Source organism: Bacillus sp. AC266 (assembly GCF_979253805.1).
In genome coordinates this window covers 398,496-417,612 of sequence record NZ_CEEDEC010000001.1, presented here as the reverse complement: position 1 = coordinate 417,612, position 19,117 = coordinate 398,496, and the positions used below count along the sequence as shown (strand labels likewise).

General features: G+C 35.9%; 21 protein-coding genes. 3 read left to right on the top strand and 18 right to left on the bottom strand.

Translation table 11 applies throughout. The annotated features are described in order from the left end of the window. Positions 1–63: 63 nt before the first annotated feature. Positions 64–687: a cephalosporin hydroxylase family protein gene (locus AC0IXC_RS02075; protein ID WP_080118273.1), complete on the top strand. Its 624-nt coding sequence runs from the start codon at positions 64–66 to the stop codon at positions 685–687. Positions 688–875: 188 nt separating this feature from the next. Here the strand turns inward: AC0IXC_RS02075 and lepB (AC0IXC_RS02070) are convergent, their stop codons facing one another. From lepB (AC0IXC_RS02070) to AC0IXC_RS02060, 3 genes are all read right to left on the bottom strand, one after another. Continuing rightward, positions 876–1,397, bottom strand: a complete 522-nt coding sequence (gene lepB, locus AC0IXC_RS02070) for a signal peptidase I (protein WP_326996272.1) — start codon at positions 1,395–1,397, stop codon at positions 876–878. Between the two features lie 110 nt (positions 1,398–1,507). Further along, positions 1,508–3,664 carry a peptidoglycan D,D-transpeptidase FtsI family protein gene (locus AC0IXC_RS02065; protein WP_471652519.1) on the bottom strand — a complete coding sequence of 719 codons (2,157 nt, stop codon included), beginning with the start codon at positions 3,662–3,664 and terminating at the stop codon, positions 1,508–1,510. A gap of 225 nt (positions 3,665–3,889) precedes the next feature. Further along, positions 3,890–4,615, bottom strand: a complete 726-nt coding sequence (locus AC0IXC_RS02060) for an NAD-dependent protein deacylase (protein ID WP_061675358.1) — start codon at positions 4,613–4,615, stop codon at positions 3,890–3,892. 287 nt (positions 4,616–4,902) lie between these two features. Here AC0IXC_RS02060 and AC0IXC_RS02055 point away from each other — a divergent pair, with 287 nt between their 5' ends. Beyond that, on the top strand, positions 4,903–6,390 hold the full coding sequence (locus AC0IXC_RS02055; RefSeq protein ID WP_016101120.1) for a peptide MFS transporter: 1,488 nt from the start codon (positions 4,903–4,905) through the stop codon (positions 6,388–6,390). Between the two features lie 493 nt (positions 6,391–6,883). Here the strand turns inward: AC0IXC_RS02055 and pcp are convergent, their stop codons facing one another. The 9 genes from pcp to AC0IXC_RS02010 all read right to left on the bottom strand — a co-directional run bounded on the left by pcp (position 6,884) and on the right by AC0IXC_RS02010 (position 13,904). Next, positions 6,884–7,531 carry a pyroglutamyl-peptidase I gene (gene pcp / locus AC0IXC_RS02050; RefSeq protein WP_326996270.1) on the bottom strand — a complete coding sequence of 216 codons (648 nt, stop codon included), beginning with the start codon at positions 7,529–7,531 and terminating at the stop codon, positions 6,884–6,886. Between the two features lie 16 nt (positions 7,532–7,547). Then, positions 7,548–8,510 carry a DUF979 domain-containing protein gene (locus tag AC0IXC_RS02045; RefSeq protein WP_033709246.1) on the bottom strand — a complete coding sequence of 321 codons (963 nt, stop codon included), beginning with the start codon at positions 8,508–8,510 and terminating at the stop codon, positions 7,548–7,550. A 1-nt stretch (position 8,511) separates the two neighbouring features. Further along, entirely contained in the window at positions 8,512–9,207 is a 696-nt protein-coding gene (locus AC0IXC_RS02040) for a DUF969 domain-containing protein (RefSeq protein ID WP_002142352.1), read from the bottom strand. A 34-nt stretch (positions 9,208–9,241) separates the two neighbouring features. Beyond that, entirely contained in the window at positions 9,242–10,015 is a 774-nt protein-coding gene (gene pxpA, locus AC0IXC_RS02035; RefSeq protein ID WP_471652518.1) for a 5-oxoprolinase subunit PxpA, read from the bottom strand. An 18-nt stretch (positions 10,016–10,033) separates the two neighbouring features. Next, positions 10,034–11,023: a 5-oxoprolinase subunit C family protein gene (locus AC0IXC_RS02030; protein ID WP_193653741.1), complete on the bottom strand. Its 990-nt coding sequence runs from the start codon at positions 11,021–11,023 to the stop codon at positions 10,034–10,036. Further along, positions 11,014–11,727 carry a 5-oxoprolinase subunit PxpB gene (gene pxpB / locus AC0IXC_RS02025; RefSeq protein ID WP_341085670.1) on the bottom strand — a complete coding sequence of 238 codons (714 nt, stop codon included), beginning with the start codon at positions 11,725–11,727 and terminating at the stop codon, positions 11,014–11,016. The genes AC0IXC_RS02030 and pxpB overlap by 10 nt, the downstream gene beginning before the upstream one ends. Positions 11,728–11,741: 14 nt before the next feature. After that, on the bottom strand, positions 11,742–12,494 hold the full coding sequence (locus AC0IXC_RS02020; RefSeq protein ID WP_016101114.1) for an IclR family transcriptional regulator: 753 nt from the start codon (positions 12,492–12,494) through the stop codon (positions 11,742–11,744). Between the two features lie 157 nt (positions 12,495–12,651). Further along, positions 12,652–13,203, bottom strand: coding sequence for a signal peptidase I (gene lepB, locus AC0IXC_RS02015; protein ID WP_002013664.1), 552 nt, complete (start codon positions 13,201–13,203; stop codon positions 12,652–12,654). A 23-nt stretch (positions 13,204–13,226) separates the two neighbouring features. Next, positions 13,227–13,904, bottom strand: a complete 678-nt coding sequence (locus AC0IXC_RS02010) for a copper homeostasis protein CutC (RefSeq protein WP_215589849.1) — start codon at positions 13,902–13,904, stop codon at positions 13,227–13,229. Between the two features lie 187 nt (positions 13,905–14,091). Between AC0IXC_RS02010 and AC0IXC_RS02005 the strand changes: the two genes are divergently transcribed. After that, complete coding sequence (locus AC0IXC_RS02005) at positions 14,092–14,562, top strand: hypothetical protein (protein WP_341085668.1); 471 nt, start codon at positions 14,092–14,094, stop codon at positions 14,560–14,562. Between the two features lie 164 nt (positions 14,563–14,726). Here AC0IXC_RS02005 and AC0IXC_RS02000 read toward each other — a convergent pair whose 3' ends face one another. The 6 genes from AC0IXC_RS02000 to AC0IXC_RS01975 all read right to left on the bottom strand — a co-directional run bounded on the left by AC0IXC_RS02000 (position 14,727) and on the right by AC0IXC_RS01975 (position 19,093). Next, a complete protein-coding gene (locus AC0IXC_RS02000; protein WP_044443100.1) occupies positions 14,727–15,875 on the bottom strand; it encodes an acyl-CoA dehydrogenase family protein in 1,149 nt (382 codons plus the stop codon). 154 nt (positions 15,876–16,029) lie between these two features. Continuing rightward, a complete protein-coding gene (locus tag AC0IXC_RS01995; RefSeq protein ID WP_002033016.1) occupies positions 16,030–16,662 on the bottom strand; it encodes a YdcF family protein in 633 nt (210 codons plus the stop codon). 322 nt (positions 16,663–16,984) lie between these two features. Continuing rightward, the gene (locus AC0IXC_RS01990; RefSeq protein ID WP_002185500.1) at positions 16,985–17,572 is read right to left on the bottom strand and encodes a GNAT family N-acetyltransferase; all 588 of its coding nucleotides are present in this window, start codon (positions 17,570–17,572) and stop codon (positions 16,985–16,987) included. Between the two features lie 160 nt (positions 17,573–17,732). Continuing rightward, complete coding sequence (locus AC0IXC_RS01985; RefSeq protein ID WP_193653736.1) at positions 17,733–18,113, bottom strand: VOC family protein; 381 nt, start codon at positions 18,111–18,113, stop codon at positions 17,733–17,735. A 90-nt stretch (positions 18,114–18,203) separates the two neighbouring features. After that, the gene (locus AC0IXC_RS01980) at positions 18,204–18,719 is read right to left on the bottom strand and encodes an SRPBCC domain-containing protein (protein WP_002013656.1); all 516 of its coding nucleotides are present in this window, start codon (positions 18,717–18,719) and stop codon (positions 18,204–18,206) included. A 29-nt stretch (positions 18,720–18,748) separates the two neighbouring features. Continuing rightward, positions 18,749–19,093, bottom strand: coding sequence for an ArsR/SmtB family transcription factor (locus AC0IXC_RS01975; protein WP_000014568.1), 345 nt, complete (start codon positions 19,091–19,093; stop codon positions 18,749–18,751). Positions 19,094–19,117: the final 24 nt, after the last annotated feature.

Sequence of the window (19,117 nt, the reverse complement as noted above, 5' to 3'; positions counted from 1 at the left end):
TACAACTTTCATACGTAAACTCTTTACGTATGAAAGAATCCTTTTTAGAAAGGAGAATTCAAAATCGATAACATTAGTAGCGAATTTCTAAAACAATATTACGACAGCAACGTTTGGCTACATGGTACACACTGGTTCGGGGTTCCAATCTGCAAACTTCCTTCTGATCTCTTTTTATATCAAGAAATATTATACGAATTAAAGCCTGATTTAATTATTGAATGCGGAACTTTTCACGGTGGTAGTGCACTGTTTTTAGCTTCTATGTTAGATTTAATTGGAAAAGGTCACGTACTTACTATCGATATAACTCCGCAACCAAATCGGCCATCCCATAATCGAATTACGTATTTAACAGCTTCATCTGTTTCTGTACAGGCCGTCCAATCAATATTAAGTATGCGCAAACCTGATGATGTGATTTTAGTTATTTTAGATTCTGATCATAGTAAAGAACATGTATCGAAAGAACTCTTACTTTATAAATCTATTGTAACCACTGGCAGTTACATTATTGTAGAAGATACAAGTATTAACGGAAATCCTCTCCTTCCTGATTGGGGCCCTGGCCCAATGGAAGCTGTGGAAGAGTTTTTAACTAAAAATAGCAATTTCATAATCGATGAATCTAAACATAAGTTTTTCATATCATTTAATCCAAAAGGTTTTTTAAAGAAGATAAAGTGAAACTTTAATCAGTGGGGGAGTTTTGTCCATCCCCCACTGATTATTAGCCTTCACCAATCGGGCTTTTACGGGCAGTTGATCTCCCACCTAACTTCTTTGCCCCAGCTGAATTTTAAAGTGGGAGTCTTACTGCCCGTTAATGCGGGATAAAGTGAAACTTTAATAAGTGGGGTTTTGTGAATCCCCACTTATTTTATGATTTTCATTTTCGAAAAAGGATAGTACACAAATTCCACTTTTCCTATTATATTATCTTCTTCAATATATCCTAAACCATTTCGACTATCCTTACTTTGTTCACGATTGTCTCCCATTACAAATAACTTATTTGGCGGAATCTTTGTCTTTTGAAAATTATAAAACACTTGTGTATTGTTATATAAATCTTTTTTTATATAAGGTTCATCTTGCTTTTTGTCATTTACGTATACAGTTCCATTCGTTATGTTAATTACGTCACCAGGAAGCCCTATTACACGTTTCACATAATATTTCGACTCATCCTCTTCCTTAATAATGACGATTTCTCCGTGCTGTAAGCTAGAAAAATGTACCGCAGCTTTATTTACAAATACGTAGTCTTCTTCATGTAAAGTTGGCTGCATTGATTTTCCTTCCACTTTACATAAAGTGAAAGACTGGTACGTTACTACTAGGACAAATATAAATAGTATGTACTTTCCCCAACCTCTCTTATTCTCCTCTTTCATATCCATTCCCACCTTATCAAAACACTTTTTAACTCAAAAATATATCACTGCACCTGTTCATTTGCGCAGTGATATACTACAATTTGAATTTTTTACTGTGCCTTACTCGGCTATTGTGTTACTGGGACTGGACTTACACCCGATCTCTGCGTTTTTAAATCAAAATATGCATCCAAAACCTCTTTACCAATTGCAGAATTAATACCTGATTTATCATTATTTACCCATGGCACAACAACAGAAAAAGCAACTTCCGGATCAGCATCGTATGGCGCATACCCGGCGAGAGTTAAATTATAACATTTTTTTCGATAGTTGTTTTCATCTCTTCCAATATCACTTTCTCCACCGTACACTGTTTCTGCTGTTCCTGTTTTCCCAGCCGGTTTATACGGTAAACCTTTAAAAGTTCCAGCACCGGTCCCATCTACCTCTTGGAAAACCCTTCTAAACCCTTCTTTCACATGATTTATATATGAAAGATCCATATCCACTCGATTTAACACGACTGGTTCCATCGATTGCATAACTTTCCCGACTTCCTCTGGTCTATTCGGTTGCTCTCTAATTTCTTGTACAATTTGTGGTTTCATTCGGTAACCACCATTTGCAATCGTTGACATATATTGCGCAAGCTGAAGCGGCGTATATGTATCATATTGTCCAATGGCATAGTCAAGTAAAAAACCAGGTATATTATCTGTTCTACCCATTTGGCCAATCGATTCATTTGGAAGGTCAATACCGGTTGGTACACCTAAACCAAATTGTCTAAAGTAATAGCGCATTTTATTGAATGTTTCTTGCCTAATATCTAACGGATTGTTTGGTACATAATCAATCCCCGCAATCTTTAACGCCGTATTAAACATGTAGACATTGGATGAAACTTGCAATGCTCTTAAATCATCAATATCTCCAAAGTCTTTCCACGATTTCTTCGGCTTCGAACTTCCTTTAAAGTACATTGGTGCATCAAAGAAATGCGTATATGGCTTAATAGCTTCTGTTTGATATCCCGCTAATACCGTAGCTCCTTTCACCGTTGATCCTAACTCGTAAGAACTTATCATCGTTCCTAAAGCGTAGTCTTCTATTTGCATCCCGCCATCTTTATTTACAATTTTCTTTCCTGCTAATGATAGAATTTGACCATTTTTCGGATTCATCATAACGACGAATGCACGATCCATCATCGGTTCAGAAGAATGAAATGCCCTTAAATTCCTTTCAAGACTTTCCTCCACCTTTTTCTGTAAATCCATATCAACTGTTAACATTAAATTATTTCCACTTTTTCCTTTTGTCACTTTTTCAGTCCGAATAATATTTCCAGCTTTATCCGTAATATTTTTAGACTGTTCTTTCGTTCCATGTAACACATCTTCGTATTGTTTTTCGATGTAACTCTTACCAATACGATCATTTCGGTTATAATCTCGCACTAAATAATAGTCTAATTGCTCCCTTGGTAATCCCTCATTCTCAGTAGAAACACTACCAAGTACAGAACGTAGTATTTTGTCATTTGGATATTCGCGCTCCCAATCCACAGTCGTATCTACGCCTGGCAAGCTCGATAATCCTTCACTCACTACTGCATATTCATTTTGACTTACATCTTTTTTGACGATTTGTGGCGTCATTTTATATCCCGCATTCATTTTGCTTTTAATTGCTAGTACTTCTATATCCTCTTTCGAAAGCTCGTTTAATTCTTCTTGTGTAATTCTTTCTCGTCTCAACTCTTCTACTTTCTTATCTAAGTCTTTCCCTTCTATTTCCTGTTTCCTAAATTTACTCTCATCTTCTTTCGTTACTTTTGTTGCTGCACGTTTTTCATTTAACTGCATCCAAAAATCTTTTTTATCTGTCTCTGTTAACTTGTCCATATCTTCTTGCGGCATTTCAATTAGCTTTGCTAAATTTCTTGCCACTATTAAAACCTCTTTTGAGCCCACTCCTTTCATCTTCGTATATGTAACAGTTCGTAACGGTTTATTATTTACAATAACTTTCCCTTCCCGGTCAAACATCTTCCCTCTCGGAACTGGCGTACTCACCGTTATATCTTCCTTTTTATTCACTTCATTTCGATACGTTTCTCCGTCGATGATTTGTACTTTACCTAATTGAATAATAATAGCTGAAAATAAAAGAAAAACGATAAAAAATAGTACATTTAACCGAAATGGAATATGAGTCTTTTTCTTTTTCGACTGTTTCTGTTTCTCCTTTTTCTGTCTCATTTTGCTCCCTCGCTTCATTCTATTAACATTTCTACGCATGAACCATTATGTATTAAATTTATTTATATGCTATATATAGAATTTTATATTAATTACAAAAGAAATAAAAGATTTAATTTTCAGTTTTCGATTTTATCATCCTATTTATTACCATTCCCCTTATACGCAATAACATGAATATAATTCATGCAAAAAAACTGAGGTGGACATCATTCACCTCAGTTTCTTTACGAAAACAAAAACTTATTTAATCGAAGATAACCCTTTGGCAAATTCACCAATCTTATTTTGAAAAACAAAATCAAAATTGTATTCTTGCCCTGTTAACTCTTCATTTACTAAAATTGTTGTTGCGCCTATTTCTCTCTTTGCGATTTCTGGGAATGAAGCGACAGGTTGCACTTTTAATGACGTTCCCATTACGAGAAGTACATCTGTTTCATATAAACGTTTTATTGCATTTTGATATTGAGGCAGTGTATCTCCGTATAAAACAACATCTGGGTTTAGAATGAAATTACACTTCCCGCAACGCGGTACTTCATGATCAATCATATATTGTAAATCATATCCCGTTTTACACTTCGGACAATGTGCAGTTTGAAGTGTTCCATGTAAATCAATTACATGTTTACTACCACCTACTTGATGCAAACCATCAATATTTTGCGTTAAAATCGTTATGTCTTTCCCTTGTTCTTCTAGCTCCGCTAAAAAGCGATGCCCTCGATTTGGTTTATATTGATGAAACGTATTAATTTGAAAGATTTCTTTATAATGCTTCCAAAACTCTTTCGGATTTCTATTATAATAGCCTCTCGACAAATACATCTCTACATTCGCATCAGCATATAATCCATTTGCTGAACGAAAATCTGGGATACCACTTTCCGTACTTGCACCAGCACCTGTTAACACTGTAATTTTCTTCGCTTTTTCTAAAATTGAACGTACTTCTTCAAATTGCACAAAAATCACCTCTAAGTATATTCCTAAACTTATTATACCAGTTGTTTACAATAGTTGTTGTACAATTCATTTTACTTACTTCATTGCATGAATTAACCCCCAACTTTTTTGGGTGTAATTAAAGTTTCAAAGATAACTACTGTTCAATTAAAATAAAGTTATCATTTAGAAAGCAGCCAGAAGGCTGCTTTTCTTCATCGATGGGCTTAGATAGTTATGGACTACTGGGAGCCTCTTAAGTTATACTTGTATAATATAAAAAATTAACAAGGGGTAATATTAACATTATGAAAGAAAAAAACGAACTTGTTCAAAGTATTCCTCAAACAGGATTTTTTGGGCATCCAAAAGGATTATTCTCTTTATTCTTCACTGAGTTTTGGGAAAGGTTTTCTCATTACGGAATGAGAGCTATTTTACTGTATTATATGTACTATTCAGTCGCAAAAGGTGGATTAGGAATTGAACAATCTACCGCAACCTCGATAATGGCAATTTACGGTTCCTTACTGTTCATGTCTAGTATTATCGGTGGATGGATATCGGATCGTTTATTTGGTCCAAGTAAAACCGTATTCTTTGGTGGCGTTTTAATTATGATTGGCCATCTTATTTTAGCTTTACCGGGTAGTAAAAGTGCGTTATTTATCTCTATGGTCTTCTTAGTTCTAGGAACAGGGTTGTTAAAGCCTAACATATCGAACATCGTAGGAAGTTTATACAGTGAAACAGATGCGCGTCGTGACTCAGGGTTCAGTATATTCTACATGGGTATTAACTTAGGTGCCTTACTTGCACCTTTAGTTGTCGGAACATTAGGTCAGCAATATAATTTCCACCTTGGTTTTGGAGTTGCGGCAATTGGTATGGCAATTGGGTTAGGGGTATTTGTTGGAACAAAACAGAAAAACCTTGGTCTAGTCGGTACGCAAGTACCTAATCCATTATCAGATTCGGAAAGAAAAAAGACTATTAAGTATTTCAGTGTTGGTCTAGTTGTATTAACATTGCTAGGTGTGGTTACAATTCCAACTGGGTTGTTAACTATAAATCGTTTTACATTCCTGATTAGTATCTTAGGGATTGTTATTCCAACCTATTATTTCATTTATATGTATCGTAGTCCTAAAACAACAAAAGTAGAGCAATCTCGTCTTCTTGCGTATATACCACTCTTTATTGCAGCTACAATATTTTGGTCTATACAAGAACAAGGTGCTATTATCTTAGCCACATACGCGGATCAACGAACTCAATTACAGTTCAATGGAATTACATTGCATTCCGCTTGGTTCCAATCATTAAGTCCAATCTTTATCGTAACGCTTGCCCCAATTTTTGCATGGGTTTGGATAAAGTTAGGCAAGAAGCAGCCTTCAACGGCAAAAAAATTCGCTATTGGATTGCTATTTGCAGGTTTATCATTCTTAGTTATGATTATTCCGGCTTTAATCAACGGTACTCACTCTTTAGTGAATCCTATGTGGTTAGTCCTTAGCTTCTTTTTAATTGTAATTGGAGAAGTTTGTTTATCTCCTTCAGGGTTATCAATAACGACGAAGCTGGCTCCAGCTGCTTTCTCTTCGCAAACCATGAGCTTATGGTTCTTATCAACTGCGTCTGCGCAAGCAATAAATGCCCAAGTTGTTAAACTGTATAATCCTGCAACAGAAGCAATTTACTTTGGTATTATTGGTGCTATCTCCATTTTAGTTAGCATCCTGCTGTTTACATTATCATCAAAAATCCAAAATTTCATGAAGGGACTTCAATAACGGTCTCTTATTGAAATGAACAAATACAAGTTTCTATGTGAAGAGTAGCCAAATGGGTTACTCTTTTTTGTAAAAGTTAGATAAATATCGCATTCTTACCGTACTTATATTTAAATTTATCAGTTTTGAAAAATCATAGTACAATTAACAATTCTGATGATTATCTCTTACCCAGTTATACTTTACTAATGGAAAAAAATTCACTCTGTTTGTTTTACATAAAAATGGTGTGATATTTTTATCACACCATTTTAAAATCATTACTTTGTATGTCTTTGAGTTTATCAGCACTTAACTTTTTATCCATTCATATAGACGAAAATTCTACATCATTAAGAAACTATTTAAAAAGTTCCCTTTTATTTGGAACAATTCCATATTTGTTAGAATACTCCCATTGCAACCTTTCCCTTTATATTCTATACTGCATCTTCAATTACAAAATACAAACACACAAAGAGGGCTGCATCAGCCCTCTTTAATCTACTATTATTTAATGCGTCGTACCCCCAATTTCCACAATATCCACCTCAACTTCCATCGCTACCTCAATTGCCAATTCTATACCTTTACTAATAGTAGAAAGTGACATACTCGGTTGACCTGGATAGTTGCTCGCTTGTTCTGGTAAGAACGGAATATGAACAAATCCGCCTTTTATTTTCTTATCATTCTTCTCTAGTTCGTGCATGAGTCCATAGAATAAATGATTACAAACGAATGTACCTGCAGTTTGTGAAACAGATGACGGTATACCTTCTTCGCGAAGTTTTTTCACGATTGCTTTCATCGGAAGTGTAGACCAATACGCAATAGGGCCTTCTTCTACAACCGGCATATCCACCGGCTGATTCCCTTCATTATCAGCAATTCTTGCATCATCAATATTAATTGCTACACGCTCTATCGTAACATCTGGTCTGCCCCCAGCTTGTCCAATACATATAATAATGTCAGGCGACAACTCTTCTATATACTCTTTTAATACTCTTATTGATTTATGAAATACGGTTGGAACTTGTTTACTAATAATCTTGTACTCTCCGATTGTTTTTTCATGCAAACTTTTTGCTACTTCCCAAGCTGGGTTGATACTTTCTCCCCCGAACGGATCAAATCCTGTTACTAATACTGTTTTCATAGTTTCACTCTCCTAATTAGAAACGATATACAAGGCCGTACATAATAAACATATTTATAATAAAAATGGAAAGAGCAATTGGTACTTGCGCCTTAATAACAGCGTTCTTATCTTTCAGTTCTAAAAGCATTGCCGGAACAATATTAAAGTTTGCTGCCATTGGAGTAAGCAACGTTCCGCAATATCCAGCAAACATACCGAGTGCTGCCATAATTGCTGGGTTTCCTCCGTGCATTTGCACAATTAAAGGTAAGCCGATTCCACCAGTGATTACTGCAAACGCTGCGAATGCATTCCCCATTACGACTGTAAATAGCATCATTCCTAAACAATAGGCCATAACAGCAACGAATGGATACTCTGTCGGTAACACTTGTCCGACTAGATCCGAAACGACTTGTCCTACGCCAGACTTCGCAAAAATACCGCCAAGTGCTGCTAACATTTGTGGTAAAATAACTGCCCAACCGACAGCCTGTAGTAACCTACTTCCTTCTTGAACAGGCGTTGTTATTTTCGCTTTTGTAATACGCATCGCCGCAATGAATGCAAGTAATGCCCCTAACGCTAATGCAACTAATGTTACTTTATCAGGATCAACAAGTGCAACATTTCCCCATTTGATTTTTCCTAACGTTAACGTTCCGATAATTGTAAAAATAGGTATTAATATTGCAGGCATAAAAATTTTATTTTTTAATTTCTCAGCATGTTTCACACGTTCTTGTACTGGTACTTCTTTCTCCTCGGATTTTGTTACTTTATTTAATGAAGCCAAAACAACCATAACAAGCACAATACAGCCAACATAAAACGAAGGGATTACATTTCCGAATAAAAATGTAACTGCAAACAATGCCCAAAATAAACTAGAACCGAATCGGTTTGGATGCTCACGATCAAATGCAATACGAACAGCGATAAATGCAACGATTATACCTAATACATAATAAATTGTATCCATTGTTATGATGTTCATCTTATATAGCCTCTTTCTCTTGTTTTTCTTCTGCTTTCATTGTTTTCTCTATATACTTATCAAACCTTCTAAACCTGATCCAGCTCACAATAAGGGCAGATATCGCAGTTGGAATTCCCCAAAGCGCCATATCCCATACACCGACATGCATACCTACTGAATCGAAGAATCCTTTCATTAATAAAATGGCTCCAGTTGCGATGAAAATATCTTCTCCGAAAAACCAAGCTGTATTTTCCGCAGCTGCTGCATTTGCTTTAATCTTTTCTCTCAATTTTTCAGGGAGTTTACCGTATTTACCTTGCGCAGCCCCTTCTGCCATCGGCGCAACAAGCGGTCTTACCGTTTGCGCATGACCACCAATATTTAGTCCAAGTGCTGCTGATGATTCTCTTATCGTAAAATATGACATTAATACTCTTCCAGTTGTTGCTCCTTTTGATTTCGTTATAAGTGCTTCTGCTCTTTCTTTTAAACCATAACGCTCTAAAATTCCGATTACCGGTAAAGTTAATATGATTGGCATAGACATATATCTGTTTTCTATGAAAAATTTACCGAACATGCTAATTACATCATAAAAACTTAAGCCTGAAACCATACCAGTAACAATACCCGCAACCATAACTACTAACAGTGTATTTAGCCTAAATAAAAACCCAACCGCAACAAGTAAAATCCCAATTAATTTCACCAATTTTAACACTTCCTCTCATTTTTAATCCCGCTAATTAAAGTTTCACTTTATTTGGTGCGCATATAGAAATACCATTAAGTTCGAATGTTCTGTATATTTTTTCCGCAAATTGGACTGCTTTCTCTCCGTCCCCGTGTAAACATATCGTTTGCGCTTGAACTGCTACTTTCCCCCCATTAACCGATTCTACATACCCTTCTTTCACCATTTGAAGTACTTGTTTTATTGCTTCATCTTCATTTTTTATAAGAGCATTTTCTTCTGTACGGCTCGTTAAAGTTCCATCCTGCTTATACGTACGATCGGCAAAAGCTTCTTGTACGAGAGTTATATTATATTTTTCTGTTGCCCTTATAAATGCCTCACTATTTGCTAATCCGTAAAGTAATAATCCAGGGTTAATATGATAAATTGCCTTTGCAATTGCATCCGCAATTTCCGAATCAGTTGCCGCCATATTATATAAGGCACCGTGCGGTTTTACATGTTGCATTTTCCCTCCAGCAGCTTTAACAAATCCTTCTAATGCGCCAATTTGATATAAAACATAATCGTATACTTCACTTGCTGAAACATGCATGTTCCTTCTTCCAAATCCAATTAAATCAGGAAATCCAGGGTGTGCCCCTATTACTACATTTTGCTGCAGGGCTTTTTCAACCGTTTGCCTCATAACGGACGGATCACCAGCATGAAAACCACAAGCAACGTTTATAGAGGAAACGAACGGAAGAATTTCATCATCATTCCCCATTTTATAAGCTCCAAAACTTTCTCCTAAATCACAGTTTAAATCGATCGTAGTCACGATGTTTTCCTCCTAATCTCAGCTTCGTAAAGCGATGAATTTCTTTAATAGACTCATACTTGTTTCCTGTTCTATATACAATTGTGCAGCTTCTTCCATAGTTATTTTTTCAAAAGTTACATAGTCTCCTGGTTTCAGCTGCGCTAGAAGAGGTAAATCTACTGAAATTACATTTCCAATTCTCGGATAACCACCTGTCGTTTGTCTATCCGCCATTAATATAATAGGCTGTCCACCATTTGGTACTTGAATTGTTCCGAATGTAACTGGGCTCGATAAAATTTCTATCTCTTCAACTCTATTTAAAACATCTCCGTCAAGCCTATATCCCATGCGATCAGCATAATTGGACACTTTATACTCTTTCGAAAAAAACGACTTTATACTTTCTTCTGTAAATTGATCATATTCAAAGTCTGTTATGACGCGAAGAATAGGATGCTTCTTATATTTTGGTAAAGCATTGTTACAAATTGCCCACTTCGTTTTTATACGCTTTTCTTCTTGTAAATTTTGAATGAAACGGCTTGCAACTTCTGCCCCTGTACCAATTTGAAAATAATCTCCTTTTTTCAGCATTCTCCCTTCAATACCGCCAAGAGCAGCACGTATGTAAGTACTTTTACTTCCCATCGTACGATCAATATTTATACCGCCCGCAAAAGTCACATATGCTCTGCAACCGCTTTTCGCTTTTCCGAGGCAAAGCATGCTTCCTTCTTCAGCTAATATAGGGCGCCATAATGGAATGCGTTCTCCATTTAATAACGGTTCCATATCCGCACCGCCAATCGCGAGCAATGTCGTTTTCTTTATTAACAATTTAGGTCCCATTATTGTAATTTCGAGTCCTGCCTCATTCTCCTCATTACCTACTAACATATTAATCATCCTGAGCGCACCTTTATCCATAGCACCGCCAACAGGTACACCGTATTGTTGATAATGAAATCGCCCTAAATCTTGGACTGTTGTAAACATTCCTGCATGCAAAACCTCTACATCCATTCTTTAGCCCCCTCAAGCGATACGTACTCTTCCTTTGTTATTGGTATAAATCGTAAATACATACCACTTTCAATATATGTTGGTGTTTCTTCTTTTGGATTAAATAGAGAAATAGGTGTTCGGCCGATAATATTCCAGCCTCCTGGTGTTTCTAGCGGATAAATACCTGTTTGATTTCCGCCAATACCTACTGAACCAGGAGCGATTTGTAACCGTGGTGTTTCTTTTCTAGGTGTTTCTAGTTCTTTTGATAATCCCCCTAAATAAGGGAAGCCAGGCGTAAAGCCTAACATATACACGAAATATGTTGTTTCACTATGTATTCGAATAACATCCTCTACTTGTAATCTTTGATAATGTGCAACCTCTTCTAAATCAGGTCCATATTCTCCCCCGTAACACACTGGTATAGAAATATGTTTCACATCTCGGTTCACTTCTTCTTTATAAGAATCACACAGCTCCCGTATATACTGGCAAACGTAATCATATGGTCTTATATTTCTATCATTTTCCTTCCATACTTCGTACAAATTGTAATAAACCGCTAATGAAGTAAACGACGGAACGCATTCAACCATTCCTGCAAACGGATGTTGCTGCAGTGCTTGAAATAGTCGTTGTACTTTTTCATATATATCCATTCCAATTTCTTCACCAAATGTAACAATAATTGCTTGATCCCCTAACGCAGAAAATTTCATCCCACTCCCTCTTTCTATGCCAAAAAGCCGAGTTCTTTCGAAATGCGGTATGCTGTTTCTTTCACTTTCGCAGTAAAATATGAAATGTTACTTTCGCTATACTCAATTGCTAATCCCGAAATACTAATGCCTGCTACAACCGTTCCATCACTTGCAAAAATTGGTGCTGCTATAGCCGCTGTATGATTTTCTAATTCAGAGTAGCTAATTGTGTACCCTTCTTTTTTCGCCATATGTAATACTTCTAACAAATGCTCCTTATTCACGATTGTTCCATCTGCAAACTGCTTTAAATCCGTTTCCTCTACGTACTTCCTTTTCTCTTCCTCAGAAAAATACGATAGTAAAATTCTCGGACATGCACCCGCATACAGTGGTGCCCTTCTTCCAACCGCCGTATAAACACGTACTGGCTGAACTCCTTCCATCTTCTCAACGTAAATTGCGTCATTACCATCTTGAATAATTAAATTTACTGCTTGCCCTAAACTATCCCTAAGCTCTTTCATATAAGGAATCGCAATATTTCTTACGGATAACCTTTGTGAAACAAGTTGACCAAATCGTAAAAAAACGACTCCGAGACGATACTTTCCCTTTTCTGTTTTTTGTAAAAAGTCCATTTCTTCTAACGAACCAATTAAACGATAAACAGATGTTTTCGGCATATTCGTAAGCTGAACCATCTCTGTTAAACTTAGCTCCTCATGCTCATAAAACAACTCTAAAATATCCATTGTCTTAACTGCCGTTTTATTTATACTCATCCTATCTCCTTTTCGTTCCGAATTTCGGAACTTCAATTCCGTTTTTCGAAACAAACATATAATTTAAAATTATAAAATATTCTTTCAATTCTATCAATATTTTTTTTACAAACAAAAAAAGTATGGAAGAATATTTCTCCCATACTTTCGCTTTACTTTATAACGCTCTCACTTGTTTCAACGGCCAGAAAACAGCTTGTCCTTTTCCGACAATTTCATCTTCTGAAATAAATCCAAACATACGACCGTCTTTAGAAACTTCACGATTATCTCCTAAAACAAACACTTGGCCTTCTGGCACTTTCGTTTTCCCTGTGATTTGTTCTAACGTAAAATCAGGAGTTAATACACGACCAGACGCCTTTTCTTTAAATTCTTTTAAATACGGTTCTTCCATCGCTTTTCCGTTTACATATAAAACATCATCTTTATACTCAACTGTATCACCCGGTAAACCAATTACTCGTTTTACTAAATCGTACCCTTCTTTTCCGTGGAAGACGATAACGTCAAAACGGTCTAATCCACTTATACTATAACCAATCTTATTCACGAGAACTCGTTCGTTATTTTCTAAAGTGGGCATCATCGATTCCCCTTGTACTAATGAAGGTGTAAATAAAACACCGCGAATAATAGCGATTAATACAAGGGTAAATCCTATCGTTTTAGCCCATGAGAATAATTCTTTCTTCGTATTTTCCTTCATCGTTTCTCCTCTTTCTTAAGTGTTTATTTTATTATTTGAACTAATTCTTGTACTAAATTTAGGTCAATTTCAGAAAAACATGACTTACCTTCTCTAACCGCTGTACCTACATGCGCCTGCGTAATTCCAGTTTCATCTAGCAATTGTTTTACATTCTTTTTCGTTACTCCGCTTCCGACAACAAGCTGTATATTCCCTTCACTTTCCTTTTGCATTGCTGCAAGAACTGGAATATTATCTACTACATTTCCTTGTCCGCCTGAAGTTAAAACGTGAGTAACTTTATTGAATTTCTTCAAAACTTTCATCGCTTCTACTGGATTTTCTGTATCATCTATCGCACGGTGATACGTTACATTTATTCCATCTACAACAGATAATAAATCTACTAATTTCTCTTCATCAACTTCATTTTGTTCATTTAACACACCTAATACAACACCAGCAGCTCCAAGATTTTGAGCAACTACAATATCTTCTTTCATCATTTCAATTTCTTCTTCCGTATATGTAAAAGACTTCGCATGCGGACGAATCATAACATGAACTGGTATTTGCACTGCTTCTACTGCTTTTTTTATAAAAGCATAGCTCGGTGTTAAACCACCTTCTGTATATGATGAAATGAGTTCAATTCGATTTCCACCAGCCTTTTCAATTCGCTTCACATCTTCTAAACAAGTTGCAATAACCTCTAGCATGAGATAACCTCTTTTCGTACTTTTTTCTTATTATACAGTAGGTGAAATAAGAAACATAGCATTCCACTATAAAACTATAAAAAGAAGAATGAAAAGAAAGATTTATTGAATTGATAATAAATATCATATATGTTATGTTTCCCTTAAAATTATACATCCTTATATCCTTATAAAAGGAAAGGAACATATGATTCTTACAAAAAAACGGTTCGTTATCTCTAGTTCATTTATTGTAATTGCATCACTTTGTGCGATTACTTTATTAACAAAACAAAATACAAAACTAGATTCCTCAACTTCAAGTATAGAAACAGAAACGATTACCCTTTCATCAAGCAATAAAGAAGAAACTCAAACCTTTCGTTCATCTTCATTTAATAACTCAACTGTATTCAGAGGCGATACTGGTACAGGCTTTGACTTTAGTGGCCAAGGTGACTTACATATTACAATTAAAAATACTAGTACAAACAGTTTTACCTATTCAATTAAATTCAAAGAAGTTCGTTTAGTCAAACACACGTTACAGCCAAATGAAAGTGAATCCTTTCCTTTACGTTCACTCATCGCCAATCCTTTACCAGGTGAGTATTCATTATTTGCACATAATCAAGACGGTTCTGAAAGTAGTATGAATCTTGAAGTGCAGCCACAATAGAACAAAATAAAAAGGCTATCCTCTTATCAAAAGGATAGCCTTTTTATTTTGTAAAACGAGAATTCCCTCTTCTTTGAACAATGACATAATACATGGAATTATATCACCGATTCACCGACAACGAAAAGCCTGTTCCTGAACGGAACAGACTTTATATTTCTTCATTACGACCGAAACGCCGCATCCGCCAGCATAGATAGTGTTGCATCATCCATCGGCGGATTGTGTAGTCCTGCTCTTACGTTTAAATAATAACGATGAAGCGGATTTTTTTCTGATAAACTTTTCGCCCCGACAATACGCATTGCTTTATCTACAATAGATATCGCCGCATTTGTTACCGCGTATTTCACTGCCGCAAGTTCGGCTTGCAATGATAATTTATCTTCTGCCTCATCGTATTTTTTCGCAATTTGATATAAAAAGACACGAGCTTGCATAAGCTCAAGTTCTAATTCTCCAACTAACCTTCTAACATTCGGTAATAAACTTATAGAATGATTTAAACTGTTTGGCTTGTATGATACCGCAAACTGAACTGCATAATTTCTTGCTGATTGTGCAATTCCTAAATAACATGCTGGTATATGTAGCAACCAGCCAATACCCTTAGCTTTAACTTTTGAACCCTTTATATCAGTGAAAAAGCGATCTGGTATCTCTACATTTTGTAAAACGAGATCATGGCTCGCAGTTCCTCGCATTGCGATGCTATCCCACGTTTCTTCAATTGTCACGCCTTGCGTATTCTTTGGAATGACAAACTCTCCGATATCTTCCTGGCCTTCAATACTTGCTGAAATGATAAAATAATCAAGTACTGGTGCCATTGTCGTAAACGTTTTTCTTCCATTTATAATCCACTTCTCACCTTTTTTGACAGCTAACGTCTCTGGTTTCCCGCCGCGAGTAGGACTACCTGTATTCGGCTCTGTCGCTGCTCGATTAAAAAGCGCACCATTACGTACTTCTTCACAAAACCAAGTGAACATTTCCTCATTCCAAGAACGATTTTCAGCTAATTCCTTTACAATGCCAAGGTGCCATCCAATCGATAATGCGGTAGCACCGCAGCCTTCTGCTATTTTCTCTTGAAATAAAACGAAGTCATATAAAGAAATCGCATTGCCTCCCAATTCTTTTGGCAACGTTAATTTCGTATATCCGATATCTTTCAAATTATTAATATTTTCATACGGAAATGATCCTAATTCACTTAGTTGATGCTCCCTTTCCATGAACTTCGGAATCAATTTATTTATTTGTTCAATAACTAAAGATTGTTCTTCTGTTTCAACAAATGAGAGTGCCATACATAATCTCCTTTATGTCCGATTCATAAACCGTTCATTTTGTCATTATGATTATATGAAGTTACTTCTCTATTGTTTCACTATTCCGATAAAAATACAATGCTTTTGAACAATAAGAAAAGTTCCTATAAAAAAGATAGGTTCTTTTCTTATATTAATCCCCTTTCAATGCCTTTAATGGCAAAGAGGTTACATATCCAATATACGAGCATAATTCTTTAAAAAAGAAAGGGATTTCTGTATCTAACGTTTTATACGCTGACGTTGGAGTTGGTGATGCATACGCTTCAATTTTAATATGTTTTGCAATTTTCATTGCACGTTTCATATGAAGTGGATCACTCACAATCGTATATGTGCGTATTCCGTTCTCTATTCCAACTTGCTTTGCATTCTTTAAATTGTCCTCTGTGAAAAGGGATTTTGTTTCAATTAGAATATCCTCTTCTTTCACACCATGTTTCAGTGCATACACTCTAGCAGTACGCGCTTCCTCAAGCTCTGCCTCAAACTTTGTACCACCTGTGAAAATAATCTTTTTAATATTACCGTTCTTATATAAGGAAATTGCATGATTAATTCTTTCTTTAAATACAGGAGATGGTTTTCCGTTCCATGAAGCTGCTCCCAGCACGATACCAGCATCTGTCTTCACACCATCATCTGTTTTAAAGCGATAACTCCAAATATCGTAAGCTGCATAACTTACATATAAAATAATAGAACAAATCATAAGCAAGAATACTTGCAAGATTCTTCTTTTCTTACTTTTCTTATTTTCTTTCATTTATAACTGCCTCCGTACATCATCCATACTTCTATATAAAAACGTATATATCAAATCATTTTGTTTGAATTTGTTTAAAAGAAGGAATTTTTCTTATCATATATATGCATTAAAGGGTTTTCATTTAAAATTGAGGATTATCAATTCATTTTTCGTTTGCGGTTTTCATTACATTTGTGTAATTTATAAGTTTATTACCATACAACTACATTGTAACGAATTTTTTATCATAATGGAATGATGAAACAAAAGAAGTAACTATTTTGTAAGAAAAAAGGTATATTTTTCATCTTGACGATCAATACACCTTTCTTAATATGAATTATCGTTTTTCTTTATATGACTCTAATTTTTCTAATAACCTTTCCTTTACAGCTGGCCATTCATTTGCAATTACACTGTATACAACTGCATCTCTAACATGCCCACTCGGTAATTTTCTTTCGTTTCTAAGTACACCCTCTTTTACTGCGCCGAGTCTTTCAATTGCTCTTTGTGCTTTTTCATTTCGTGCATCCGTCTTAATTTGTACCCTCCGCATATGCAACTTTTCAAAAGCATATTGTAATAACATGTACTTACATTCCGTATTCATACTCGTACGTTGCACACTCGGGTCATACCACGTTTTCCCTAATTCCACCGTCTTATCTTCAACTGAAATGTTATATAAGCGTGTACTCCCTACTATTTCATTTGTCTTTTGATCAACAACAACAAATGGCAAATCCTTCCCTGCCCCATAAGCTTTTATCGCCTTTTGAACATATTGCTGCATATCTTGAACAGTATCCATTTTAGAGATTAAATACGCCCAAATATCTCGATTTCCTTCCACGATTGAAAACATTTTTTCGACATCATTGCTATCCATTAACCGTAACTTTGCTCTTTCGTGAATAATTTCCATTTGTAAGCCCCCTTTGTTGTAACTATATCATACTCTTTTACCGTTATATCGTTATATAAGAACGTGGAATTATTTTTATATCAAGGAATAAAATATATCTTTAAAATAAAAAGTGCGATGCCTTTTATTCAAGCATCGCACTCATAAATTGAATTGAAATTTACTTCTTTTCCATTACTGCAAAATAATTATTTTCGCTATCTGCAAAATTAAATATTCTACCTGAAGGCATATTTACAATTTCTCCGACTGTAACGTTTTTGTTTACTAAACCACTATATAAACGATCGAATTCTTTTGAGAAGAACATTAAAGAAGGTGTGCCAAGATTTAACTCCGGCTGCATTTTAGCAATTAGCTCCTTATTATGGAGAATAATACTTGTTTCAGCTTCTTTAGTTGGAGCAATTTCAATCCATCGCATTCCTTGACCGTTATCTTCCTCTGAAATTACAATAAATCCTACTTTTTCTGTCCAGAATTCCTTCACTTCATCTTGGTTATTTACATACAACATGATTTGACCAACATTATTAATCATTTATTTTAACGCTCCTTTATAAACAATTTTTATTAAACTCCATACACTTACACCTAATTATCACCGAAAATAAAGTTGCGGTGCAAAAATCTATTTCAGCGACTCCAATCGCTCATTCAAACGATCCCAAGTTTCGGTGATACCTTGTAGCATGCCCATGTCCATAACGGTCTTAAGGGCTTCTTCGGAAACATATTCAGCACGGTTTATTAGCTTTGTCTTTCCACCTAAATCGATGAATTCCAATGTCATCTCGGTTGACGGCATAGAATCATTTACATTGCCTTCAGCATCTGAAAAGTAATCAGTGTAGACGATTTTCTCTGGCTCAATAATCTCTTTATAGACTGCTTTTCCCCATGATTCCATACCAAAAAATTGCTCCAAGTTCTGATTGACACACTTCATACAGTAGTGCCAAACGCCTCCCGGACGGAAGTCGACAGTGCATGCTGGAATTTCCCAACCTCTTGGTCCCCACCAATGTTTCAAATGCTCTGGTTCTTTAAACATACTGAATACTAAATCGCGCGGCGCATCGAAAACGCGCTCCAGTACTAATACCCGATCGTTCTCTACTCTCGATACCATTGTATTATTTGACATTTTAATTCCTCCTTAAATATGAACTGATTTTATGACTTTTCCTTGTTTTGCAATTCCTTCAAATACTCATCTAAATTATCGAATCTCTCTTCCATCACACGCTTAAATGACTGCACCCAACAATCAAGTGCTTGGAAAGGCTCAGGTCGGAGCTTGTAAATCCGGCGATTAGCTTCAGCCTGCACTTCCACAATCCCTGTATCGCTTAACACTTTTAGGTGTTTCGAAGTTTGTGGTTGCCTTAATCCCAAATGTTCGGCGATTTCCCCAACGGTTAAGGGACCGTCACGCAAGAGTTCAACGATATTCATACGATTCGGTTCAGATAAAGCGCTCAACGTCGTCATATTCACGCCCGGAATTTTCCCCGACATATCACTCACCTCGTTAAGTGATGG

What these genes read in the sequence shown, in the direction of transcription:
- AC0IXC_RS01975 (WP_000014568.1), bottom strand. Translation starts at nt 19,093, where the DNA reads ATGTCGGGGAAAATTCCGGGCGTGAATATGACGACGTTGAGCGCTTTA.
- AC0IXC_RS02045 (WP_033709246.1), bottom strand. Translation starts at nt 8,510, where the DNA reads ATGAACATCATAACAATGGATACAATTTATTATGTATTAGGTATAATC.
- AC0IXC_RS02065 (WP_471652519.1), bottom strand. Translation starts at nt 3,664, where the DNA reads ATGAAGCGAGGGAGCAAAATGAGACAGAAAAAGGAGAAACAGAAACAG.
- AC0IXC_RS02020 (WP_016101114.1), bottom strand. Translation starts at nt 12,494, where the DNA reads ATGAGTATAAATAAAACGGCAGTTAAGACAATGGATATTTTAGAGTTG.
- AC0IXC_RS01995 (WP_002033016.1), bottom strand. Translation starts at nt 16,662, where the DNA reads ATGAAAGAAAATAAGAAAAGTAAGAAAAGAAGAATCTTGCAAGTATTC.
- AC0IXC_RS02010 (WP_215589849.1), bottom strand. Translation starts at nt 13,904, where the DNA reads ATGCTAGAGGTTATTGCAACTTGTTTAGAAGATGTGAAGCGAATTGAA.
- AC0IXC_RS01985 (WP_193653736.1), bottom strand. Translation starts at nt 18,113, where the DNA reads ATGATTAATAATGTTGGTCAAATCATGTTGTATGTAAATAACCAAGAT.
- AC0IXC_RS02030 (WP_193653741.1), bottom strand. Translation starts at nt 11,023, where the DNA reads ATGGATGTAGAGGTTTTGCATGCAGGAATGTTTACAACAGTCCAAGAT.
- pxpB (WP_341085670.1), bottom strand. Translation starts at nt 11,727, where the DNA reads ATGAAATTTTCTGCGTTAGGGGATCAAGCAATTATTGTTACATTTGGT.
- pcp (WP_326996270.1), bottom strand. Translation starts at nt 7,531, where the DNA reads ATGAAAACAGTATTAGTAACAGGATTTGATCCGTTCGGGGGAGAAAGT.
- AC0IXC_RS01980 (WP_002013656.1), bottom strand. Translation starts at nt 18,719, where the DNA reads ATGTCAAATAATACAATGGTATCGAGAGTAGAGAACGATCGGGTATTA.
- AC0IXC_RS01990 (WP_002185500.1), bottom strand. Translation starts at nt 17,572, where the DNA reads ATGGAAATTATTCACGAAAGAGCAAAGTTACGGTTAATGGATAGCAAT.
- AC0IXC_RS02005 (WP_341085668.1), top strand. Translation starts at nt 14,092, where the DNA reads ATGATTCTTACAAAAAAACGGTTCGTTATCTCTAGTTCATTTATTGTA.
- AC0IXC_RS02055 (WP_016101120.1), top strand. Translation starts at nt 4,903, where the DNA reads ATGAAAGAAAAAAACGAACTTGTTCAAAGTATTCCTCAAACAGGATTT.
- AC0IXC_RS02000 (WP_044443100.1), bottom strand. Translation starts at nt 15,875, where the DNA reads ATGGCACTCTCATTTGTTGAAACAGAAGAACAATCTTTAGTTATTGAA.
- lepB (WP_002013664.1), bottom strand. Translation starts at nt 13,203, where the DNA reads ATGAAGGAAAATACGAAGAAAGAATTATTCTCATGGGCTAAAACGATA.
- lepB (WP_326996272.1), bottom strand. Translation starts at nt 1,397, where the DNA reads ATGAAAGAGGAGAATAAGAGAGGTTGGGGAAAGTACATACTATTTATA.